Origin of the sequence: Sphingopyxis sp. (assembly GCF_035250425.1) — a bacterium.
Lineage (GTDB): Bacteria > Pseudomonadota > Alphaproteobacteria > Sphingomonadales > Sphingomonadaceae > Sphingopyxis.
On the sequence record NZ_DATFFD010000110.1, the window covers coordinates 1 to 20,930 of the forward strand.

Sequence of the window (20,930 nt, forward strand, 5' to 3'; positions counted from 1 at the left end):
GCTCGTCCAGCAGGTCACCGGCCGCGTCCGCTGGCGCGAAAGCGTCGGCGCGATGGAAGATATTGGCGTGACGCATTTCGTCGAATTCGGCGGCAAAGTCCTCTCGCCGATGGTGAAACGCAGCGCATCGGGCGAAGTCGAGACGGTCAGCGTCATTTCGATGGACGACATCGAAGCCCTGCTCAAGACGCTCTAATCAAAAGATTTCAGGAGAAATTCAGATGTTCGATCTCACCGGCATGACCGCCCTCGTCACCGGCGCTTCGGGCGGTATCGGCTCGGCCATCGCGCAGGCGCTCGCGGCGCAGGGCGCGCGGCTTGCGGTGTCGGGCTCCAATGCCGACAAGCTGAACGCCTTTCGCGATACGCTTGGCGGCGATCATGTCGCGCTGCCGTGCAACCTTGGCGATGGAGCCGCGGTCGACGCGCTCGTCCCTTCGGCGGTCGAGGCGCTCGGGCAGCTCGATATCCTCGTCAACAATGCCGGCGTCACGCGCGACAACCTCATCATGCGGATGAAGGACGACGAGTGGATGGACGTCATCCGCATCAACCTCGAGGCCAATTTCCGTCTCGCGCGCGCCGCGGCCAAGCCGATGATGAAGGCGCGTTTCGGGCGCATCATCTCGATCACGAGCGTCGTCGGCGCGACGGGCAACCCCGGGCAGGCCAATTATGCCGCGTCGAAGGCGGGCGTCACCGGCATGACCAAGGCGCTGGCGCAGGAACTTGCGAGCCGCGGTGTGACCGCGAACTGCGTCGCGCCGGGCTTTATCGCCACCGCGATGACCGACGACCTGCCCGATGCGCAGAAGGAAGCGCTCAACCAGCGCATCCCCGCGGGCCGGATGGGTGCTGGCGACGATATCGCTGCCGCGGTCGTCTATCTGGCGTCGAAGGAAGCGGGCTATGTCACCGGGCAGACGTTGCATGTGAACGGCGGGATGGCCATGCTGTCCTGACGGAAGGATTCGTCGATGCATAGGGGTCTGACGACGGGCGTTGCGCTTGCCTTGGCGATGCTGCCGGGGGCCGTTCGGGCGCAGGAGGGCGAGAAGTTCGATTGCGTCGTCACCTCGGTTCCCAGCGGCACCAGGGACGCGATCGGCGCCGCGATGGCCGGTGGCGGCGACGAAGCATCGCGCGAGGCGCTGTTCAAACAGCTTGGCGCGGTCACCGACGATTGCGTTACGCGCCATGGCATCGCCGCCGAACAAAAGGCCGTTTATTTGGACTACAGCCTCGCGCGCATTTCGCGCGAATGGCTGATGGGCGACATCGCAAAACTTGGCCTGGCGAGTGTGATCGTCGACAAGGCGCTCGATTTCGGTCCCGGCGGCGCGAACCCCGATCTGTCGGGCGACATGACCGAGGATCAGATCATGAAGATCGTCCAAGCCTATATCGAAAGCGGCGTCGATATCGAAAAAGTCGACGGCGCGGCGTGGGAAAAGGTCGGCGCCTATGCCGCCGCGACCTCGATCTACTGGAACAAGCGCAAGCAACTCGCCTTCTGAACCCGAACGGGCCGGATCCGGCTGAACCGGACCCGGCCCTCGGGACGAGCGGAGAGAGGGGTTAGAAGCTCGCCCGGGCTGTCAGCCGGAAATCGCGTCCGGCCAGTGGCACATAATCCTTGGTGAAGCTGGCATGACGGCGCGCTTCGACGTCAAAGATATTGTTCGCCGACAGGCTCAGCGTCAGATTCTTGGTATCGGGAAGCGGGCGCCAGCTGAGCGAGGCGTTGACCAAAGTGAAGCCGTCGGTCGGCGTCTCGAACTGTGCGACGCGGGTCTGGTCGTCGGTCCATTCGACCTCGACGCGCGCATCGACGCGTTCACCCTGCGCTTCGAGCCCGCCCAGCACGCGCAGCGCCGGAATGCGCGGCACGTTGCGGTCGAGGCCGGCATTCTTGATCTTCGCGCGCGTCATGTCGGCGGTGACGTCGCCGACGATGTTGAACCCGCCAATCTGCGCCAGCCGAGCGCTGGCCTCGGTCTCGAAGCCATAGACGCGCGCGTCGCGCTGGAAATATTGGAAGACGGGCAGCTCATCCTCTTCGGCGCCGGTCGCGGCCGAATAGATGAAATTGTCGAACCAGTTCGAATAGCCGGTCAGGCTGAGGTTGAAGGCGTCGGTTTTGATCTTGAACGAGGCTTCGGCGCCCCAGTTCGATTCGCGCTTCAAATTCGGGTTGCCGAGTTCGAAGCTCTGCGTCGCGATGTGCGGACCGTTCGACAGCAGCTCCTCGGCCGATGGCGCCCGCACCGCGCGCGATACCGAGACGCCGAATTTCGCACCTTCGAACACATCATAGGTCGCGCCGAGCGCGCCCGAGAAGCTGTCGAAGCTGCGGTCGAAGCCCAGCGTCTGCGCGCGCACATTGGTCTTTTCATACCGCGCCGCGGCCTCGAGCCCGAGCGGACCCATCGTATATTCCTGCAGCGTGAAGAGCGCGAACTGGTCGGTCAGGTTGCGCGGCACGAACGCCTCTTCGCCGACCGCATTGAAGTCTCGGTGGCTGTATTGCACGCCGCTCGCGCCGCGCCAGCCGCCGCGGTCGTTCTGCGCCAGCTCAATTCGGCCTTCGACGCCCTGGTTGGTGAAGACGGTGCCGACTTCGTCGCCCTCATATTCGGTGTGCTTGTAATCGGCAAAGCCCGCGCGGATGCGCAGCTTGTCGAAGAAGCCGTCGCCGAGCTCGACCTCGCCGCGCAGGTCGGCGCGCCATTGCTTCATGCCGATGGTGACCGGGCCTTCGCCATGCTCATGGCCACCCTCTTCTTCCTCGCCGCCATGATCATGCGCGGTGTTCGGCCGATCGGGCACGCCATAATTGGTGTCGAAATAGCCGATCGAAATGCCGAGCTGCCCGCCGTCGTTGATCAGCGAGATGCCGCCGCCCGCGGTCCAGGTCTCGCTTTGCGTGTTGTCGATCTTGCCGCGCTTGCCCGCCTGCGCGGTCAGTTCGGCCGCTTCGTCGAGATGGCCTTCTTCGACTTCATGTTCGGCGAGGTGGAGCAGGTCGCCGCGAATATCGGGGGCATAGACGAAGCCGCCGGTGCGCGTGTCGCCCGTCTTGCGCCAGCTGCCGTCGAGATGCGCGACGATCTGCGGGCTCAGCGCGACGTCGATCGAGCTGCCGATATTGCGGTCGTTGGCGGCGGTCGCATAGCCGCCGATCGCGTCGATATGGACATGGTCGGCGGGGACTTTGCGGGGAATGCGACGGTCGAACATATTGACCGCGCCGCCGATCGCCTGGCTGCCGAACAGCAGCACCGCGGGGCCGCGCAGGATTTCGATGCGCTCGACGGTCAGCGGGTCGATGGTGACCGCATGGTCGGCGGAGGTGTTCGATGCGTCGATCGACCCGATGCCGTCGGTCAGCACGCGCACGCGCTCGCCCGAAAAACCGCGCAGGACGGGGCGCGAGGCGCCGGGCGAGAAGCTTGTGGCCGATACGCCCGGTTGCCGTGTGAGTGTGTCACCGATCTGCCCGCGAATGTCGCGCGCTAGTTCGTCGCCTTCGAGCACCGACACATTGCCGAGAATGTCGAGGCTGCGGACATAGGGCGCCGTGACGACGATCGGCTCGCCGGTGTGCACATCGTCGTCGCTGCCCGCGGCGGCGCGGTCCTGCGCAAAGGCGGGCGCGGCGAGGAAGAGGGCAAAGGTGAAACCGGCGGAGCAAAGCAAACGCATAAGGGGAGAGTCCTGTTGTTATGGCGACCTGTCGGCGCACCCAGTAATGATATACTGTTACAATCACAACCCTTGACGTGGCTCATGGCTGTCGTTCGTCGGACCTCGATGCCCGTTGGTCGACAAAGGCCGAACATTGGCAGCGCAAGCGAAGCTGTCTTGCGGGGCTGCGGGCGGCGCCCTAGATCATGCGCATGACTATTGCTGCAAACAGCCTCGACCTCATCGGCAACACCCCGCTGGTGCTGCTTAAGGGGCCGAGCGAAGCCACCGGCTGCGAAATCTGGGGCAAGTGCGAATATGCCAACCCCGGCGGATCGGTGAAGGACCGCGCCGCGCTCTATATCGTCCGCGATGCCGAAGCGAACGGCAGCCTGCGCCCCGGCGGTACGATCGTCGAGGGGACCGCGGGCAACACCGGCATCGGGCTCGCGCTCGTCGGCAATGCGCTCGGATACAAGACGATCATCGTCATGCCCGACAATCAGAGCGCCGAGAAAATGGCGACGATTCGCGCCTTGGGTGCCGAGCTGGTGCTCGTTCCGCCCGCGCCCTTCGCCAACCCCGGCCATTTCGTCCACACCTCGCGCCGCATCGCCGAGGAAACCGACAATGCGATCTGGGCCAACCAGTTCGACAATATCGCCAACCGCAAGTCGCACATCTTCGGCACCGCCGAAGAGATTTGGGAGCAGATGGACGGCCGCATCGACGGCTTCACCTGCGCCGCGGGGACTGGCGGCACGATCGCGGGAACCGGGCTCGGGTTGAAGGCGCATAATTCCGACATCGTCATCGCGCTCACCGATCCGCACGGCGCCGGGCTTTATAATTACTATCAATGCGGCGAGCTTCGCGCCGAAGGCAATAGCGTCGCCGAGGGGATCGGTCAGAACCGCATCACCGCGAACCTCGACGGGGCGCCGATCGATACGCAGTTCCGCATTTCGGATGCCGAGGGGCTCGCGGTGGTCCGCCAACTGCTCGACGAGGAGGGGCTGTGCCTCGGCCTGTCGTCGGGGATCAACGTCGCCGGGGCGATGGCGCTGGCGCGGCAGCTGGGTCCGGGCAAGCGGATTGCAACCATCCTCTGCGACAGCGGGTTTCGCTATCTCTCGACGCTCTACAACCCCGAATGGCTGGCGAGCAAAGGACTGGAGACGCCAAAGGAGGCAGCGTCATGAGCGTGCGGATCGAAATTCCCTCGTCGCCCAAAGAGGCGCCCCCGCCGCCCGCCACCGCGCCCGTCAACGACACGATGCGCCGCTTGCAGATCGGGATCGCCGGGGTGCTCACGGTGTTGCTGCTCGTCGGCATGGCCGGATTGATCGGCGATCGCGCCCGGCAAAGCGCGGGCGGAGACATGACGGCTGCCGCCGAAGTCAAGATGCCGGGAGAGGAAGAGAAAACCAGCGGCGCGCCGCTCGAGGAACTTGGCGTCCAGGCGGTGTCGCCCTCGTCGAAGGATGAAAATGCCGCGACGCCGGTAAAGGTGCCGCAGGCCGCCCCATCGTCGACCGTGCCCGACCTCGAACCCGATCCCGCACTCCAGCGCGCGCGCCAGTCGAACCAGTGACGGCGGCGTCGCGCCGGCCCATGCTGCGCGCTTTTATCATTGCCGCCACGATCGTCGCGCTGGCGTGGGTCGCGGGCGGGCAGGCGCTGCTCGGTCGCATCGACCCCGCACTTGCGGTCCCGCTGCTCGTGCCGCCGATGCTGCTTTTGGCCTGGTGGCAGCGCGGCGAGCCCATCGCAGTGCGGCGGCGCGCCTGCCTTCTCACCCTCGCGCTTGTGGTGTCAACGCAGGCTTTGCTCGGCGTCGTCCTTGCCGGATCGGCGGCGTGGTTGCAGCTTCTCCTGACGATCGTCGCGGGAACCCTCGCGGCTTGGCTGGCGGACCGGATCATCCAATGGCGAAGCCGGCCCCAATTGCTGCCGTGGCTCGCCGGGTTTCTGCTTATGATCGGCTGGTTCGGGGCGGGGCACGCGCTGCTCGGGATCCTCTATCGGCCCGCATCGGCTTCGGCGGGCGCCCCTGCGGTCACCATGCTCACCGGCCTGCCGCTGCGCTGGTCGGCAAGCCCGAGCATCGCGGCGATGATTGCCGAGGGGGCAAACGACGATCCGGCGCTCGCGCGGCTGACGGCGACGGGACCGGTGTCGCTGGTCGACAGTCTCGCCGATCATGTGCCGCCGGCGGGCGGAACGCTGTTGCTCGCGCACCCACGCGCGCTGGCGCCGCAGGAACTGGTCGCGATCGACGCGTTCGTGCGTGGCGGCGGTCGTGCGGTCGTGCTGGCCGACGCGCTGTCGGGCTGGCCGGCGCGCCATCCGCTTGGCGATCCGCGCAACGCGCCGATTACCAGCTTGCTCACTCCGCTGCTCGACCATTGGGCGGTGACGCTGGCCGCTGCTCCCGTCGGGGCGAGCCAGGCGCTGCCGGTCGATGTCGACGGCGCGCGCCTTCGCCTGTTCAGCGCGGGGCGCTTCGATCGCCTGCCGCCGCAATGCCGCGCCTATGCCGATCGCCGCGTTGCGCAATGCCGGATAGGGCAGGGCGAGGTCTGGTTGATCGGCGATGCCGATCTGCTCTTCGCGCCGCTCTGGCAGCCACCCGTTCCGGGCGCCACGCACCTTCGACAGGCCGATACGATGGAATGGCTTTCGGCCCGCCTGTGGCGCGGTGCCGGAAACGGCTTGTTGCATCCACTCTGGATTCGCGCCCGCACCGCCTGAGTCGGGCGTATCCGCCCCCTTTTACCCCGATCGAAGCATGTCTCGCGGTGCCGCTGTGCGCTGTGGGACCGGTATTTACCCAATTCGGAGAGCTTTTTGCGGCAAATGGGGTTAGATTCCCTATTTCACCCTAAATTACCCCTTTTCACCCCGATCTATAGTTGATACTCACGGAATCGGAGAGGGGCATTCTCCACCCGTGCCGAACCAACTGGAATCTTGCGATTCCGGGGACGGGAAAGTTTTGCCCGGTGGCGCGAATACGGGGGGCAGAGCGATGGCGATTGTGACGCCCGGCCAGTATGCGGGCACCAGCTTCGCCGCGATCGATGGCAAGGGACGGATCGCCGTCCCCTCGCAGTTCCGCAACAATGTGCCCCTCATTGCGGACGGCCAGCGCGTGCTTTGGGTCGGCTTCCACGAAAAACTGCCCTGCCTTGTCGCTTATGGCCAGGACCAGTATGACCGGCTGAATGGCGAGATCGAGCGCGACCGCGAAACCGCGCGGCTGCGCAACCTCGACTTCGACGAGGATGCCGAGTTCAAGAAGCGCTTCAGCTACACCGAGCCCTATACGCTCGACGACAGCGGCCGCTTCCTTCCCAGCTTTATCCACCGCGACCGCGTCGGCGATGCCGGCGCGACGGCTTTTGTGGGCTCGGGCCGTCGTCTCGAAATCTGGTGGCTGCCGACCTTGGCCGAATGTGCCGAGGCGGACCCGGTGCTGCGGCGCCTCGCGGCGTCGTGGGACGCGACCAAAGGGAAGGGGCGCAAGTGACCGACCTTCCGCGCGATCCCCGCCACGATCCGGTCCTCCGTGAAGAAGTCCTCGCCGCACTCGCCATCGCCCCGGGTGAGCGTCACGTCGACGCGACCTTCGGTGCCGGCGGCTACACCCGCGCGATGCTCGCCGCGGGCGCCGACGTCATCGCCTGCGACCGCGATCCCGATGCGATTGCTGCAGGGCAGGCGCTGGTCGAAGAGGCCGGCGGCAAGCTGACGCTGATCCACGGCCGCTTCGGCGAGATCGACCGGCTGCTCGCCGAGCGCGGGATCGAGGCGGTCGACGGCATTACCTTCGACATTGGCGTATCGTCGATGCAACTCGACCAGGGCGAGCGCGGCTTTTCGTTCCAGAAGGACGGCCCGCTCGACATGCGCATGGCGCAGGAGGGCGAAAGCGCCGCCGACTGGCTGAACAGCGCCGACGAAACCGAAATCGCCGACGTGCTCTTCCATTATGGCGACGAACGCCAGTCGCGCCGCGTTGCGCGGGCGATCGTGGCCGCGCGCCCGCTCACCCGCACGGGCGAGCTTGCGGCCGTGATCCGCAAGGCGCTGCGCCACCCGCCGGGCGCGCCCAAGGATCCCTCGACCAAGAGCTTTCAGGCGATCCGCATCCATGTGAACGGCGAGCTCGACGAGCTGATGGCGGGCCTCAACGCCGCCGAACGGTTGCTGCGTCCCGGCGGCCGGCTCGCGGTGGTCAGCTTTCACAGCACTGAGGACCGCATCGTGAAGAATTTCCTGCGCGAACGGAGCGGAGGCGATGCCGCGGGTTCGCGCCACCGGCCCGCGCCAACCCCTCTGGCGCGGGCCGCAACTTTCGAAACCCCGGCGCGCAAGGTGCGGCCGGGCAAGGCCGAAGAGGCACGCAACCCGCGCGCCCGTTCGGCAACACTGCGCAGTGCGGTCCGAACCTCGGCTCCGGCGCATTCGACGATGAAGGAGGCGATGTCATGCTGATGGCGGCCCGCAAGCTCCAGGGAATCGGCCTGGTTCTGCTCGTGCTCATCTTCGCGATGATGCTCTATCCCGTGTCGCTGAAAGTCGCGGCGACGCGCAGCGAGCTCACGCGCATCGAAAAGCAGATCGACCGGACGCGCGACAACATCCGCTACCTCGAATCCGAACTCGCGGTACGTGCGTCGATGCGCCAGCTCGAACAATGGAATGCGGACACCTTCGGTTATTCGGCGCCCGATGCGGGGCAGTATCTGGCGAACGAGCGCCAGCTTGCGTCGCTCGACCGCCTGCCGCGCGCGCGCGGCACGAACGAGGTCGCGCCGGTGTTGATGGCGATGGTGTCGCCCGTTGGTACGCCTGCTGTTAGCGCGCCGAAGGAAAACCCGGTCGCCAGCAAGCCCGCGGCCGCGAAGCCCGCCGCCGCCAAGCCGGTGGTCCTCGCACAGGCCGACACCGCGATCCGCAGCGACGTGACGCCGCGGATGGCGCCGACGCGCCGCCGCGAACAATTGAAGATGATCGAGGACCAGTTGCTCGCCGAATCGACGCTCGCCGACCTCAAGCGCGCGGCGGCGGCCGAAGCGGCAGGAGGCAAGTCCGGCCGATGAACACCCTCGTCGTCCGTCCAACGCGGGTCCGAACCGCCGGGGTGCGGCAGCAGATATTGCTGACCGCACAACAGCGTTTGATGATCCTGATGCTGCTGTTCATGGCGGCATTTTTCGTTGTGTCGGTGCGTCTCCTCTATTTCGCGCTGTTCGATACCTCGTCGAGCGCCAATGCGGCGGCCGCCTTCGTTCCGGCGCGCGCCGATATCGTCGACCGCAACGGGGTGCCGCTCGCGCGCACGATCGACGGCTATTCGATCCGCGTCGTCCCGGCGAAGCTGCTCAACAACCGGCAATATCTCGCCGACGAGCTGCACAAGATTTTCCCTGATATGCCGCGCGAGGAACTGCTCGCCAAGGTCAGCGGGTCGCGCCCGACCTATATCCGTCGCCGCGCGCTGCCCGATCAGGTCGCGGCGGTGAACGCGATCGGCGATGTCGGCTTCGACTTCCCGCGCGAAAAGGAACGTCTCTATCCGCAGTTGACGCTGGCGGCACATGTGCTCGGCTTCACCAACGCCGAGGGGCACGGCGTCACCGGCGTCGAAGGCGCCTTCGATCAGCGGCTGATCGACAAGGCGACGCGCGGGCAACCGCTCGCGCTGTCGATCGACGCACGCGTTCAGGGGGTGCTCGAAAGCGAGCTGAGCTCGGCGGTCGCGAACCTCGAGGCGATCGGCGGCGCGGGGATCATCCTCGATGTCCACACCGGCGAAGTCGCGGCGATGACCTCGCTGCCGACCTTCAACCCGAACAAGCTGACCGGTAGCGACCCGGCGACGCGCCGCAACGCCGTGACCTATAATCTCTATGAGCTTGGGTCGACCTTCAAGCCGCTGTCGATCGGTGCCGCGATCGACGATGGCACGATCACCAGCATGGCGCGCCGTTACGATGCGTCGGCGCCGCTGCCGATCGCCGGTTTCCGCATCCGCGACAGCCACCCCGGCCGCTGGTACAATGTGCCAGAGACGCTGATCGAAAGCTCGAACATCGCCACCGCGCGTATCGCCGATGAACTCGGGCGCGAGAATCTGGAGCGGCTCTTCCGCAACCTCGATTTCGACAAGCGCCCGCAGATCGACCTCAAGGAACGGGCTTTCCCGCTGTGGCCGAAGGACTGGGGCCGCGTGACCACGATGACGACCAGCTATGGCCACGGTATCGCGGTGACCCCGATGCATCTCGCGAGCGCCTATGCCGCGCTCGTCAACGGCGGCATCTATCGGCCCGCGAGGCTGATAAAGCTCGGCGACAAGGCGCCGCCGCAGGGGCGCCGCGTGTTCAAGGCGGCGACCAGCGCGCGGATGCGTCAGCTCCTTCGCCTCATCGTCTCGGACGGCACCGGCAAGCAGGCGAACGCGCCGGGCTTCCGCGTCGGGGGCAAGACCGGTTCGGCGGAAAAACCCGGCGCGGGCGGCTATCGCCGCCATTCGCTCGTCTCGACCTTCTCGGCGGCTTTCCCGATGGACAATCCGCGCTATGTGGTGATCGTGATGATCGACGAGCCGAAGGGCAACGCGTATAGTTCGGGCCAGCGCACTGCCGGCTGGACCGCAGCGCCCGTGGTGCGCAAGGTCGTGACCCGCGCGGGGCCGATGCTGGGGGTCTTCCCCGACGAAAGCCGCGACGTCGATGTCTCCGAACTCATCCCCTTGCTGCGGAGAAACGAGGAAACGCACTGATGCGTCTCGCCGCGCTGCTCGAAGATCAGGCGCTGGAGGGCAGCGATCCCGTCGTTACGGGACTCGCGATCGACCATCGCAAGGTCGCGCCGGGCACGATCTTTGGCGCCTTCGTCGGTGAAAATTTCAACGGCGAGGATTTCATTGACGCCGCGATCGAAGCGGGCGCCGTCGCGATCGTCGCGCGCCCCGAAGCGCGGGTCGAGGGAGCGGTGCATATCGCCGACGCCAAACCGCGCCGCGCGTTTGCGCATATCGCCGCGCGCTTTTTCCACCGCTTTCCCGCGACCTGTGTTGCGGTGACGGGCACGAACGGCAAGACCTCGACCGTCGAGATGACGCGGCAGCTGTGGCGGATGGCCGGGTTCAACGCCGCATCGATCGGCACGCTCGGCATCACGACCTCGCAGGACAGTGCCTCGACCGGGCTGACGACCCCCGACATCGTCACTTTTCTCTCGAACATGTCGGGTCTCGCCGCCGAAGGCATCACCCACGCCGCCTTCGAGGCGTCGAGCCATGGTCTCGACCAGTATCGCACCGAAGGTCTGCCGGTGAAGGCGGCCGCATTCACCAATCTCAGTCACGATCATCTCGACTATCACGGCACGATGGAGGCTTATCTCGCCGCCAAGCTGCGGCTTTTCTCCGAAGTCGTCGCGCCCGGCGGCGCGGCGGTGATCTGGGCCGACGACGAATATTCGGCGCCGGTGATCGACGTGGTGAAGGCACGCGGTCTCGGCCTGCTGACCGTCGGCACCAAGGGCGAAACGCTCCGCCTTGTCTCGCGCGAGCCGACCCAGCTCGGCCAGGCGCTCGTCATCACGGCGGGCGGCCTCACGCAAAAGGTCGACCTGCCGCTGATCGGCGCCTATCAGGTCGCGAACGCGCTCGTGTCGGCCGGGCTCGTCATCGCGACCGGCGGCGACGCGGCGCAGACGCTCGGCAATCTCGCGCGGCTGCAGCCGGTGCGCGGCCGCCTCGAACGCGCGGCGATCACCAGGACCGGCGCACCTGTCTATGTCGATTATGCGCATACCCCCGATGCGATCGAAGCCGCGCTCGACGCGCTGCGCCCGCACGCAACCGGCCGCCTGATCCTCGTTTTCGGTGCCGGCGGCGACCGCGACCAGGCGAAGCGCCCCGGGATGGGCAAGGTCGCCGCGGCCAAGGCCGATGTGCTGATCATCACCGACGACAATCCGCGCGGCGAAGATCCCGCCGTCATTCGGGATGCAATCGCCGCCGCTGCGCCCGCTGCGCAGATCATCGGCGACCGCCGCGCCGCGGTCGCCGCCGCGATCGCCGAAGCGCGCGCCGACGACATCATCTGTATCGCGGGCAAGGGGCACGAACAGGGCCAGATCGTCGGCCGCGGCGACGCGGTGCGCGTCATCCCCTTCGACGATGTGACCGTCGCGCGCGAGGAGGCGGCATGAACCCGCTCTGGACCGCGCGCGCGATTGCAACCGCCACCGGGGGTGAGGCGAGCGCCGACTTCACCGTGCAGGGTGTCGCCTTCGACTCGCGCGAAGTGACGAAGGGCGACCTCTTCGTCGCGATGAAAGGCGAGGCGACCGACGGCCACAAGTTCATCGACAAGGCGATTGTCGCCGGCGCCGCCGGCATTGTCTGCGAAAATGAAATCGACCACCCGCACGTCCGCGTTGCCGACAGCGCGGCCGCTCTCAATGCGCTGGGCGCCGCATCGCGCGCGCGCAGCCATGGCCGCATTATCGGCGTCACCGGCTCGGCGGGTAAGACGGGCACGAAAGAAGCGCTGTTCGCCGCGCTCGACCGCTTCCGCCCCGGCAAGGCGCATCGCTCGGTCAAAAGCTATAACAATCATGTCGGCGTGCCATTGAGCCTCGCGCGCATGCCCTCGACCGCCGATTTCGGTGTGTTCGAAATGGGGATGAACCACGCGGGCGAGCTTGCCGAACTGACGCGCATGGTGCGCCCGCACGTCGCGATCGTGACCACCATCGCCCCGGCGCATATGGAATATTTCGGCAGCGAAGAGGCGATCGCCGACGCGAAGGGCGAGATTTTCGAAGGACTCGAACCCGGCGGCACCGCGATCGTCCCGTTCGACAGCCCGCATTATGAAGGGCTGCGCGCCAAGGCGGAACAGCACGCCGCGCACATCGTCAGCTTCGGCCTTGGCGCCGGCGCCGATGTGCGCGCGGTCGACTGGCTATCCGACGGGCGGGGCGGTTCGCTCGTCACCGCGCAGGTCCAGGATTCGCTTCTCTGTTTCACGATCGCGCAGGCCGGCGCGCATTGGGTGTCGAACTCGCTCGCCGTGCTCGCGGCGGTCAAAGCGGTCGGCGGCGACCTTCCCGCCGCGGGCTTGGCTTTCGCCGAAATGGGCGGGCTGGTCGGTCGCGGCGCGCGCCACCGCGTCGCGGTGCCCGGCGGGCACATTCTCGTCATCGACGAAAGCTATAATGCGAACCCGGCTTCGATGGCGGCCACGATCGGCCAGCTTGCGACCGAATCCGCCGACCGCAAGGTCGCGATTCTGGGCGCGATGAAGGAACTGGGGCCGGGCGGGGAGGCGTATCACGCCGATCTCGCGGCTCCGCTCGTCGCGGCGGGGGTGCAATTCGCCCTGCTTGTCGGCGAAGAGATGGCGCCGCTCGCCAAAGCGCTTGAGGGACGCATCGATTTCGAGCATGTGCCCGCCCACTCGGCCGCGGTAGGGCGGCTGAAGGATCTGATCCGTCCGGGCGACGCCGTGCTGGTCAAGGGGTCGAACAGCGTCGGGCTGTCGCATGTCGTGACGGCGCTGACCAACGGGGATTATTGATGTTATACTGGCTGGCGGAATGGCTTGGCTTTCCGGGGGCTCTCAACCTCATTCGCTACCTGAGCTTCCGCTCGGGGGCCGCAGTCGCGACCGCGCTGATCATCGGATTGTGGATCGGCCCGCGCTTTATCCTGATGTTGCGGATGCGGCAGGGCAAGGGGCAGCCGATCCGCGAGGACGGCCCGCAGAGCCACCTCGCCAAAAAGGGCACGCCGACGATGGGCGGGCTGATGATTCTGATCTCGCTGATGATCTCGGCCTTGCTGTGGATGGACCTCTCCAATCGCTTCGTCTGGGCTTGTATTTTCGTGACCGGCGGGTTCGCCGCGGTCGGTTTCCTCGACGATCTCGACAAGGTCACCAAGGCCAGCCACCGCGGAATTCCGGGGCGCGTGCGCCTGCTCATCGAATTCTTCATCGCGGGCGTCGCGGTGCTGCTGATCGTCTCGCGTACCGGCACCGACCTGTATCTGCCCTTCTTCAGCGGCGTCGTTATCCCGCTCGGCCCGCTTTATTATGTCTTTGCGATGATATTGATCGTCGGTTTCGGCAATGCGGTGAACCTGACCGACGGGCTCGACGGCCTCGCGACCTTCCCCGTGATCATCGCCAGCCTGACCTTCCTCGTCATCGTCTATCTGTCGGGCAATGTGAAGTTCGCGGGCTATCTCGGCATTCCGCACGTCCCCGGCGCGGGCGAGCTCGCGGTGTTCGCCGCCGCGATCATCGGCGCGTGCCTCGCCTTCCTGTGGTTCAACGCGCCGCCCGCGGCGGTGTTCATGGGCGATACCGGCAGCCTCGCGCTCGGCGGCGCGCTCGCGACGATCGCGGTCACGGCGCAGCATGAACTCGTCCTCGTCCTCGTCGGCGGGCTGTTCGTGGTCGAGGCGCTGTCGGTGATCATTCAGGTCTTCTGGTACAAGCGCACCGGCAAGCGCGTCTTCCGCATGGCGCCGATCCACCATCATTTCGAGCAATTGGGCTGGCCCGAATCCACCGTCGTCATCCGTTTCTGGATCGTCTCGATCGTCCTCGCGCTCGCCGGGCTCGCGACCTTGAAACTCCGGTGATCACCTCGCGCGCCTTTGCCGGCCGCCGCTATGCGGTGCTGGGGCTGGCGCGCTCGGGCCTCGCGACCGTCGAGGCGCTCGTCGCCAGCGGCGCGGGCGTCACCGCATGGGACGACCGCGAGGAAGCGCGCGACGATGCGATGGCGCTCGGCGCCGATATCGGCAATCCGCTCGAGATCGACCTGATCGGCTTTGCGGGCGTCGTCGTGTCGCCCGGCGTGCCATTGAACCGTCATCCGATCACCGCGCACGCACGCGAAGCGCATGTGCCGGTGATCGGCGACATCGAACTATTTGCCGAGGCGCGTGACGAGCTGCCCGCGCACAAGGTCGTCGGCATCACCGGCACCAACGGCAAATCGACCGTCACCGCGCTGATTCAGCATATGCTCGAAAGCGCCGGGGTGCCGTCGCTGATGGGGGGCAATATCGGCCTGCCGATCCTGTCGCGCGATCCGCTCCCCGAAGGGGGCGTCTATGTGCTCGAGCTTTCGAGCTATCAGATCGACCTTTCGCACAGCCTCGCCTGCGACATTGCTGTGCTTACCAACCTCAGCCCCGATCACCTCGACCGCTACGACGGCTTCACGGGTTATACCGCGTCGAAGGCGCGGCTGTTCTCGCTCCAGCACCAGGGTCAGGTCGCGATCGTCGCGATCGACGATGATCCGTCGAAGATGATCGCGAGCCGTATCAATCACCGCCTCCACCGCGTGTCGGCAAAGGATGTCGACCCGGTCGATCAGGCGCGCTGGCCCGCATTGCAGGGGCCGCACAATGCCCAGAATGCGGTGTGCGCGATCGCCGTGTGCCGCGTGCTGGGGCTGAACGACGAACAGATCGAGCGGGGGCTGGCGACGTACAAGTCGCTGCCGCATCGCATGGAATTGGTCGGCGAAGTCGGGGGGGTCAGCTGGTTCAACGACAGCAAGGCTACCAACGCGGCTTCCGCTGCACCGGCGCTGGCGGCTTTCCCGCCGGCGCCGGACCAGCGTTTGCACTGGATCGCGGGGGGCAAGGCCAAAGGCGATGGCCTCGCGGCGTGCCGCCCCTGGTTCGGCCACGTCAAACGCGCCTATCTGATCGGCGAGGCGATGGAGCCGTTCGCGGCCGAGATCGGCGATGCGATTCCGGTCGAACGGTCGGGCGACGTGGCGACGGCCGTAAAACAAGCCGCAGCGGCGGCGAAGCCCGGCGATATCGTGCTGCTGTCGCCGGCGTGCGCGTCGTTCGACCAGTTCACCGATTATGAACAACGCGGCGATGCGTTTCGCGCCGCCGTTCAGGCGCTCGGGGCATGAGCGGGGGGGACAATATGGAGAGCGCGACCGAACGGCCAGTGATCGCCGCCACGCGCACCACGAAGCGCCGCGGCCCGCGCCTCAGCCGTGCCGACCGCACGCCGCTGGGCTTGTGGTTCTGGGAAATCGACCGCGTGCTGCTGCTGCTCGTGTCGATCCTCGTCGCGGTCGGGCTGGTCGCCGTGGCCGCCGCGTCGCCCGTTGCGGCGCAGAAACTTTCTACCTCTACCGCGTCGCTCGACCCGCTCTATTATTTCTATCGCCAGCTGATGTGGGTGATCGTGGGCGTGCCGGTGATGCTGATGGTATCGATGCTGCCCAAGCCGCAGGCGCGGCGCTTCGCCATTTATGGCACCATCGCCTTCCTCGTCCTCCTCTTCCTCGTGCCGCTGGTCGGCACGTCGGTGAACGGCGCGCAGCGCTGGATCGGCAGCGGGGTATTCCGCCTTCAGCCCTCGGAATTCCTCAAACCCTTCTTCGCGGTGTCGCTCGCGTGGGTGTTGTCGTTGCGGCTGCACGACCAGAGCCTGCCGGTCGTGCCACTGGCGCTCGCGCTCACCGGCGTCATCGCGCTGCTGCTGATGGGGCAACCCGATCTGGGGCAGACGGTGATCTTCGTCGCGACCTGGCTCGTATTGGTGATGGTCGCGGGGCTGTCGATGCGCATTCTTGCCGGTTTGGCGGGAGCCGGGGTCGTCGGACTCGTGCTCGCCTATTTCTTCTACCCGGTCGCACAGCAGCGCATCAACATCTGGCTGTTCGCCGAGGGTGACAGCTTTCAGGTCGACAAGGCGCATGCGACGCTGACCGCTGGCGGCCTCATCGGCACCGGCCCCGGCGCAGGACTCGCGAAGTTCCAGCTGCCCGAAGCGCACACCGACTATATCTTCTCGGTCATCGGCGAGGAATTCGGGATGATCGCGTGCATCGCGATTGCCGTCCTCTATCTCGCGATCATCGTGCGCGTCCTGGTGCGCTTGCTCGATGAGGAAGACAGCTTCCTGATCCTCGCGGTTGCGGGCCTGATTGCGCAGTTCGGCGGACAGGCGGTGATCAACATGGCGGTGAACACGCAAATCTTCCCGTCGAAGGGGATGACCTTGCCCTTCATCAGCTATGGCGGCTCGTCGTTCATCGCTTTGTCGATCGGCATGGGTTTGCTCTTGTCGCTGACCCGGCGAAACCCCTATGCGGCACGGGTGTCGATGACCCGAAACTGGAACAAGAAATGAGCGCAACTCGCCACTTCCTTCTCGCCGCCGGCGGGACGGGAGGCCATATGCTGCCCGCCTACGCCCTCGCTGGCGAGCTGATTTCGCGCGGGCACCGCGTCGCGCTGGTCAGCGACGACCGCGGTTTGAAGATCCCGGGCGCCCCCGCCGAGATGGAAACGCACGTCCTTCCCGCCGGCCGCGTATCGGGTGGACCCGTCGGCTGGCTAAAAGCGGCGCTCGCGATCCGCAAGGGCCGCGCACAAGCGATCGACCTGATCCGCGAGTTCGACCCCGCCGTCGTCGTCGGTTTCGGCGGCTATCCCTCGCTTCCGAGCCTGCTCGCCGCGGGCGCGATGAAGCGGCCGCGTGTGCTTCACGAACAAAATGCCGTGCTCGGCCGCGTCAACCGGATGATGGCGCCGCGCGTCGATGCGGTCGCGGTCGCCTATCATAATATCCAGCGCTTTCCCGCCGGGCATGAGATGAAGAAGCACATCACCGGCAATCCGGTGCGCGACGAGATCGTCGCGATCCGCGACGACGGTTTCCCGCCGCTGCCCGAGGACGGCATCTTCCGCCTGCTCGTGGTCGGGGGAAGTTTGGGCGCGACGGTGCTTAGCGAGGTCGTGCCCGCTGCGATCGCGATGCTGCCGCGCGCGCTGCTCGACCGGCTGCAGGTCGTCCAGCAGTGCCGCGAGGACGATATCGAAGCGGTGCGCGCCAAATATGCCGAACTGGACGTTGCCGCCGAATGCGCTTCCTACATCAAGGATTTCCCCGAACGGCTGCGCTGGGCGCATATGGTGATCGCGCGCGCGGGTGCCTCGACCGTCGCCGAGCTCGCCTGCGCGGGTCGCCCGGCGATCTTCGTTCCCTATCCGCACGCGATGGACGATCATCAGACCTATAATGTCGTCGATCTCGTCGAAGCGGGCGGGGCGATCTCGTTCGCGCAGCCCGATTTCACACCCGCCGAAGTCGCGAAACATATCCAGCGCATGGCACTCGAACCCGGCGCGCTCGAAGCGGCCGCCGAGCGTGCGGCGAGCTGCGGCTTACCCGATGCCACACGCGATCTTGCCGACCTTGTCGAATCGCTCGCCGCGCCGCCGATGATGGACGTGATCCGCGTCGGTGCGTCCTCGGGCCAGCGCACGGCCGCAAGCGGCATGGCCTCCGCCCGCACGGGAGATAAATGATGCGCGGCGTCGCGACCGACATCGGCACCATCCACTTCATCGGCATCGGCGGCATCGGCATGTCGGGCATTGCCGAGGTGATGCACAACCTCGGCTATCAGGTGCAGGGCAGCGACATCGCCGAATCCTATGTTGTCGAAGGCCTCCGCAAAAAGGGCATCAAGGTCGCGATCGGCCACGAAGCGTCGAACGTCGACGGCGCCCAGGTCGTCGTCACCTCGACCGCGGTCAAGCGCGGCAATCCCGAGGTCGAGGCCGCGCTCGCGGGCCGCATCCCGCTCGTCCGCCGCGCCGAAATGCTCGCCGAACTGATGCGTTTGAAATCGACCGTCGCCATCGCCGGGACGCACGGCAAGACGACGACCACCAGCCTCGTGGCCGCCTTGCTCGACGCGGGCGGGATCGACCCGACCGTGATCAACGGCGGCATCATCAACAATTATGGCTCGAACGCGCGCCTCGGCGCCAGCGACTGGATGGTGGTCGAGGCCGACGAGAGCGACGGCAGCTTCCTGCGTCTCGACGGCACGATCGCGGTCGTCACCAACATCGATCCCGAACATCTCGACCATTATGGCAGCTTCGACGCGATCAAGGACGCCTTTGTCGAGTTTATCGAGAACGTGCCCTTCTATGGCGCCGCGATGCTCTGCCTCGACCATCCCGAGGTGCAGGCGATCATCCCGCGCATCCGCGACCGGCGTATCATCACCTATGGTTTCTCGGCCCAGGCGGACGTGCGCGGCACCAATGTGACGCCCGGACCCGACGGCAACCGCTTCGACGTCGTCGTGCGCGACCGTGACGGCAACAGCCGGACGATCGAGGGCATTCATTTGCCGATGTCGGGCCGCCACAATGTCCAGAACGCGCTCGCGGCAATCGCCGTCGCGCTGCATATGGGCGTGTCGGACGACAAGATCGTGTCGGGCTTCAATGGCTTCGCCGGCGTCAAGCGCCGCTTCACCAAGGTCGGAGAGATTGCGGCGGGTGACGGCGTCGTCACCGTGATCGACGATTACGCCCACCACCCGGTCGAAATCCGCGCGGTCCTGTCGGCCGCGCGCGAGGGTGTCGGCGCGGGCCGCGTCGTCGGCGTCGTCCAGCCGCACCGCTTCACGCGCCTGCGCGACCATATGGACGATTTCCAGCAGGCGTTTAACGACGCCGACATCGTGCTCGCGCTGCCTGTCTATGCGGCGGGCGAAAGCCCGATCGACGGCGTATCCTCGGATGCGCTGGTCGAAGGGCTGCGCGACCGCGGTCACCGGCAGGCGAATGTCGTCGCCGACGCCGCTGCGCTGGCCTCCGCCATCGCGGCAAGCATCGCCGCGGGCGATCTCGGCGCAGGCGACAAGATCATCTGCCTCGGCGCGGGCGACATCACCAAGATGGCGGCCGGCCTTGCGGCCGCGGTGGAGGGCGCGCGATGAAAAGTAGCAGCCTCGTTGCCGCCCTCCAATGTCCGTTCGCATCGAGCGAAGTCGAGATGCCCATCGTTCGTTCCAGCCTTTGGGGTGTCTCGACTTCGCTCGACACGAACGGGGAAAGGGGGGTGCGGTGAGCGTCGCCGAAACCCTTCCCGCCGTGCGCGGCAAATTGACTGCGGGCGCGCCGCTCGCGCCGCTTGTCTGGTTCAAGTCGGGCGGTCCCGCCGACTGGCTGTTCGAGCCCAAGGATGCCGACGACCTCGGCGACTTTCTGCGCGATCTCGATCCCGGGGTGCCGGTGATGGCGCTCGGTCTTGGGTCGAACCTGATCGTCCGCGACGGCGGTTTCCCGGGCGTCGTCGTCCGGCTCGGCAAGGCGTTCGCCAAGGTCGAAGCTGTCGATACGGTAACGCTCCGCTGCGGCGGCGGCGCTTCGGGCATCCTCGTCTCCTCGACCGCGCGCGACGCGGGGATCGCAGGGCTCGAATTCCTGCGCTCGATTCCGGGCACCGTCGGCGGCTTCGTGCGCATGAACGGCGGCGCCTATGGGGCCGAGGTCAAGGACATCCTCATCGACTGCGACGTCGTGCTGCGCTCGGGCGAACGCAAAACGCTGCCGCTCGCCGATCTTGGCTACACCTATCGCCACAGCGAACTGCCCGAGGGCGCGGTCGTCATCGGCGCGGCCTTCCGCGGCCAGCTCGGTGATCCTGCGGCGATCCAGACCGAAATGGACCGCATTTCGGCAAGCCGCGAGGCCTCGCAGCCGCTGCGCTCGAAGACCGGCGGCTCGACCTTCAAGAACCCCGATGGCCACAAGGCGTGGCAACTCGTCGACGAGGCCGGCTGTCGCGGCTTCGCCGTCGGCGGCGCGCAGGTCAGCGAGAAGCACACCAATTTCCTGATCAACACCGGCGACGCGACAAGCGCCGATATCGAAGCACTCGGCGAGGAAGTCCGCCGCCGCGTGAAGGACAAGAGCGGCATCGAACTGCAATGGGAGATTCAGCGCGTGGGAGTGGCGAAGTGAGCCGGGGTCCGTGGCATGTCGCCGTCCTGATGGGCGGCTGGTCGGCCGAACGCGAAGTGTCGCTGATGAGCGGCAACGGTGTCGCCGACGCGCTTGAAAGCCGCGGCCACAAGGTCACGCGCATCGACATGGACCGCGACGTGGCGCTGCGGCTCGCCGAGGCGAAGCCCGACGTCGTGTTCAATGCGCTCCACGGCGTTCCGGGTGAGGATGGCACCGTGCAGGGCATGCTCGACCTGATGGGCCTCAAATATACGCACAGCGGGCTCGTCACCTCGGTGATCGCGATCGACAAGGAATTGACGAAGCAGGCGCTGGTGCCGCATGGTATTCCGATGCCGACGGGGACGATGGTCGACAGCGAAAGCCTGTTTTCAGTCGACCCCTTGCCGCG

General features: G+C 66.5%; 18 protein-coding genes and 2 pseudogenes. 19 read left to right on the plus strand and 1 reads right to left on the minus strand.

The features are described from left to right. The 3 genes and pseudogenes from VJ811_RS06245 to VJ811_RS06255 form a co-directional block, all read left to right on the plus strand. Positions 1–196, plus strand: a pseudogene (locus VJ811_RS06245) (malonyl CoA-acyl carrier protein transacylase); the annotation flags it as partial. Positions 197–221: 25 nt separating this feature from the next. Further along, complete coding sequence (gene fabG, locus VJ811_RS06250) at positions 222–962, plus strand: 3-oxoacyl-[acyl-carrier-protein] reductase (RefSeq protein ID WP_324071401.1); 741 nt, start codon at positions 222–224, stop codon at positions 960–962. 15 nt (positions 963–977) lie between these two features. Further along, the gene (locus tag VJ811_RS06255) at positions 978–1,517 is read left to right on the plus strand and encodes a hypothetical protein (RefSeq protein WP_324071402.1); all 540 of its coding nucleotides are present in this window, start codon (positions 978–980) and stop codon (positions 1,515–1,517) included. 61 nt (positions 1,518–1,578) lie between these two features. Here the strand turns inward: VJ811_RS06255 and VJ811_RS06260 are convergent, their stop codons facing one another. Further along, positions 1,579–3,705, minus strand: a complete 2,127-nt coding sequence (locus tag VJ811_RS06260) for a TonB-dependent receptor (RefSeq protein WP_324071403.1) — start codon at positions 3,703–3,705, stop codon at positions 1,579–1,581. A gap of 194 nt (positions 3,706–3,899) precedes the next feature. Between VJ811_RS06260 and VJ811_RS06265 the strand changes: the two genes are divergently transcribed. The 16 genes and pseudogenes from VJ811_RS06265 to VJ811_RS06340 form a co-directional block, all read left to right on the plus strand. Beyond that, positions 3,900–4,889, plus strand: a complete 990-nt coding sequence (locus tag VJ811_RS06265; RefSeq protein WP_324071404.1) for a cysteine synthase A — start codon at positions 3,900–3,902, stop codon at positions 4,887–4,889. Then, positions 4,886–5,281, plus strand: a complete 396-nt coding sequence (locus VJ811_RS06270; RefSeq protein ID WP_324071405.1) for a hypothetical protein — start codon at positions 4,886–4,888, stop codon at positions 5,279–5,281. Before VJ811_RS06265 ends, VJ811_RS06270 begins: the two co-directional genes overlap by 4 nt. A gap of 20 nt (positions 5,282–5,301) precedes the next feature. After that, positions 5,302–6,441 (plus strand): hypothetical protein, encoded by a 1,140-nt coding sequence (locus VJ811_RS06275; protein WP_324071406.1) that lies wholly within the window; start codon positions 5,302–5,304, stop codon positions 6,439–6,441. Positions 6,442–6,718: 277 nt separating this feature from the next. Further along, positions 6,719–7,219 (plus strand): division/cell wall cluster transcriptional repressor MraZ, encoded by a 501-nt coding sequence (locus tag VJ811_RS06280; RefSeq protein WP_324071407.1) that lies wholly within the window; start codon positions 6,719–6,721, stop codon positions 7,217–7,219. Then, on the plus strand, positions 7,216–8,187 hold the full coding sequence (gene rsmH / locus VJ811_RS06285) for a 16S rRNA (cytosine(1402)-N(4))-methyltransferase RsmH (RefSeq protein ID WP_324071408.1): 972 nt from the start codon (positions 7,216–7,218) through the stop codon (positions 8,185–8,187). The genes VJ811_RS06280 and rsmH overlap by 4 nt, the downstream gene beginning before the upstream one ends. Then, on the plus strand, positions 8,181–8,795 hold the full coding sequence (locus VJ811_RS06290; RefSeq protein WP_324071409.1) for a hypothetical protein: 615 nt from the start codon (positions 8,181–8,183) through the stop codon (positions 8,793–8,795). The genes rsmH and VJ811_RS06290 overlap by 7 nt, the downstream gene beginning before the upstream one ends. Next, positions 8,792–10,480, plus strand: a complete 1,689-nt coding sequence (locus tag VJ811_RS06295; RefSeq protein WP_324071410.1) for a penicillin-binding protein 2 — start codon at positions 8,792–8,794, stop codon at positions 10,478–10,480. Before VJ811_RS06290 ends, VJ811_RS06295 begins: the two co-directional genes overlap by 4 nt. After that, positions 10,480–11,919, plus strand: a complete 1,440-nt coding sequence (locus tag VJ811_RS06300; protein WP_324071411.1) for a UDP-N-acetylmuramoyl-L-alanyl-D-glutamate--2,6-diaminopimelate ligase — start codon at positions 10,480–10,482, stop codon at positions 11,917–11,919. Before VJ811_RS06295 ends, VJ811_RS06300 begins: the two co-directional genes overlap by 1 nt. Next, on the plus strand, positions 11,916–13,292 hold the full coding sequence (locus tag VJ811_RS06305) for a UDP-N-acetylmuramoyl-tripeptide--D-alanyl-D-alanine ligase (protein WP_324071412.1): 1,377 nt from the start codon (positions 11,916–11,918) through the stop codon (positions 13,290–13,292). Before VJ811_RS06300 ends, VJ811_RS06305 begins: the two co-directional genes overlap by 4 nt. Then, positions 13,292–14,362, plus strand: a complete 1,071-nt coding sequence (mraY, locus tag VJ811_RS06310; protein ID WP_324071413.1) for a phospho-N-acetylmuramoyl-pentapeptide-transferase — start codon at positions 13,292–13,294, stop codon at positions 14,360–14,362. The genes VJ811_RS06305 and mraY overlap by 1 nt, the downstream gene beginning before the upstream one ends. Then, on the plus strand, positions 14,359–15,663 hold the full coding sequence (gene murD / locus VJ811_RS06315; protein WP_324071414.1) for a UDP-N-acetylmuramoyl-L-alanine--D-glutamate ligase: 1,305 nt from the start codon (positions 14,359–14,361) through the stop codon (positions 15,661–15,663). The genes mraY and murD overlap by 4 nt, the downstream gene beginning before the upstream one ends. Then, on the plus strand, positions 15,660–16,895 hold the full coding sequence (locus VJ811_RS06320) for an FtsW/RodA/SpoVE family cell cycle protein (RefSeq protein ID WP_037517622.1): 1,236 nt from the start codon (positions 15,660–15,662) through the stop codon (positions 16,893–16,895). The genes murD and VJ811_RS06320 overlap by 4 nt, the downstream gene beginning before the upstream one ends. Then, a complete protein-coding gene (gene murG, locus VJ811_RS06325; RefSeq protein ID WP_324071415.1) occupies positions 16,892–18,076 on the plus strand; it encodes an undecaprenyldiphospho-muramoylpentapeptide beta-N-acetylglucosaminyltransferase in 1,185 nt (394 codons plus the stop codon). Before VJ811_RS06320 ends, murG begins: the two co-directional genes overlap by 4 nt. Next, positions 18,076–19,509: a UDP-N-acetylmuramate--L-alanine ligase gene (gene murC / locus VJ811_RS06330; RefSeq protein WP_324071418.1), complete on the plus strand. Its 1,434-nt coding sequence runs from the start codon at positions 18,076–18,078 to the stop codon at positions 19,507–19,509. Before murG ends, murC begins: the two co-directional genes overlap by 1 nt. Before the next feature lie 127 nt (positions 19,510–19,636). Next, positions 19,637–20,536 carry a UDP-N-acetylmuramate dehydrogenase gene (gene murB / locus VJ811_RS06335; RefSeq protein WP_324071416.1) on the plus strand — a complete coding sequence of 300 codons (900 nt, stop codon included), beginning with the start codon at positions 19,637–19,639 and terminating at the stop codon, positions 20,534–20,536. Then, a pseudogene (locus VJ811_RS06340) lies at positions 20,533–20,930 on the plus strand (D-alanine--D-alanine ligase); the annotation flags it as partial. The gene murB and the pseudogene VJ811_RS06340, both read left to right, overlap by 4 nt.

What these genes read in the sequence shown, in the direction of transcription:
- fabG (WP_324071401.1), top strand. Translation starts at nt 222, where the DNA reads ATGTTCGATCTCACCGGCATGACCGCCCTCGTCACCGGCGCTTCGGGC.
- VJ811_RS06255 (WP_324071402.1), top strand. Translation starts at nt 978, where the DNA reads ATGCATAGGGGTCTGACGACGGGCGTTGCGCTTGCCTTGGCGATGCTG.
- VJ811_RS06260 (WP_324071403.1), bottom strand. Translation starts at nt 3,705, where the DNA reads ATGCGTTTGCTTTGCTCCGCCGGTTTCACCTTTGCCCTCTTCCTCGCC.
- VJ811_RS06265 (WP_324071404.1), top strand. Translation starts at nt 3,900, where the DNA reads ATGACTATTGCTGCAAACAGCCTCGACCTCATCGGCAACACCCCGCTG.
- VJ811_RS06270 (WP_324071405.1), top strand. Translation starts at nt 4,886, where the DNA reads ATGAGCGTGCGGATCGAAATTCCCTCGTCGCCCAAAGAGGCGCCCCCG.
- VJ811_RS06275 (WP_324071406.1), top strand. Translation starts at nt 5,302, where the DNA reads ATGCTGCGCGCTTTTATCATTGCCGCCACGATCGTCGCGCTGGCGTGG.
- VJ811_RS06280 (WP_324071407.1), top strand. Translation starts at nt 6,719, where the DNA reads ATGGCGATTGTGACGCCCGGCCAGTATGCGGGCACCAGCTTCGCCGCG.
- VJ811_RS06290 (WP_324071409.1), top strand. Translation starts at nt 8,181, where the DNA reads ATGCTGATGGCGGCCCGCAAGCTCCAGGGAATCGGCCTGGTTCTGCTC.
- VJ811_RS06295 (WP_324071410.1), top strand. Translation starts at nt 8,792, where the DNA reads ATGAACACCCTCGTCGTCCGTCCAACGCGGGTCCGAACCGCCGGGGTG.
- VJ811_RS06300 (WP_324071411.1), top strand. Translation starts at nt 10,480, where the DNA reads ATGCGTCTCGCCGCGCTGCTCGAAGATCAGGCGCTGGAGGGCAGCGAT.
- VJ811_RS06305 (WP_324071412.1), top strand. Translation starts at nt 11,916, where the DNA reads ATGAACCCGCTCTGGACCGCGCGCGCGATTGCAACCGCCACCGGGGGT.
- mraY (WP_324071413.1), top strand. Translation starts at nt 13,292, where the DNA reads ATGTTATACTGGCTGGCGGAATGGCTTGGCTTTCCGGGGGCTCTCAAC.
- VJ811_RS06320 (WP_037517622.1), top strand. Translation starts at nt 15,660, where the DNA reads ATGAGCGGGGGGGACAATATGGAGAGCGCGACCGAACGGCCAGTGATC.
- murG (WP_324071415.1), top strand. Translation starts at nt 16,892, where the DNA reads ATGAGCGCAACTCGCCACTTCCTTCTCGCCGCCGGCGGGACGGGAGGC.
- murC (WP_324071418.1), top strand. Translation starts at nt 18,076, where the DNA reads ATGCGCGGCGTCGCGACCGACATCGGCACCATCCACTTCATCGGCATC.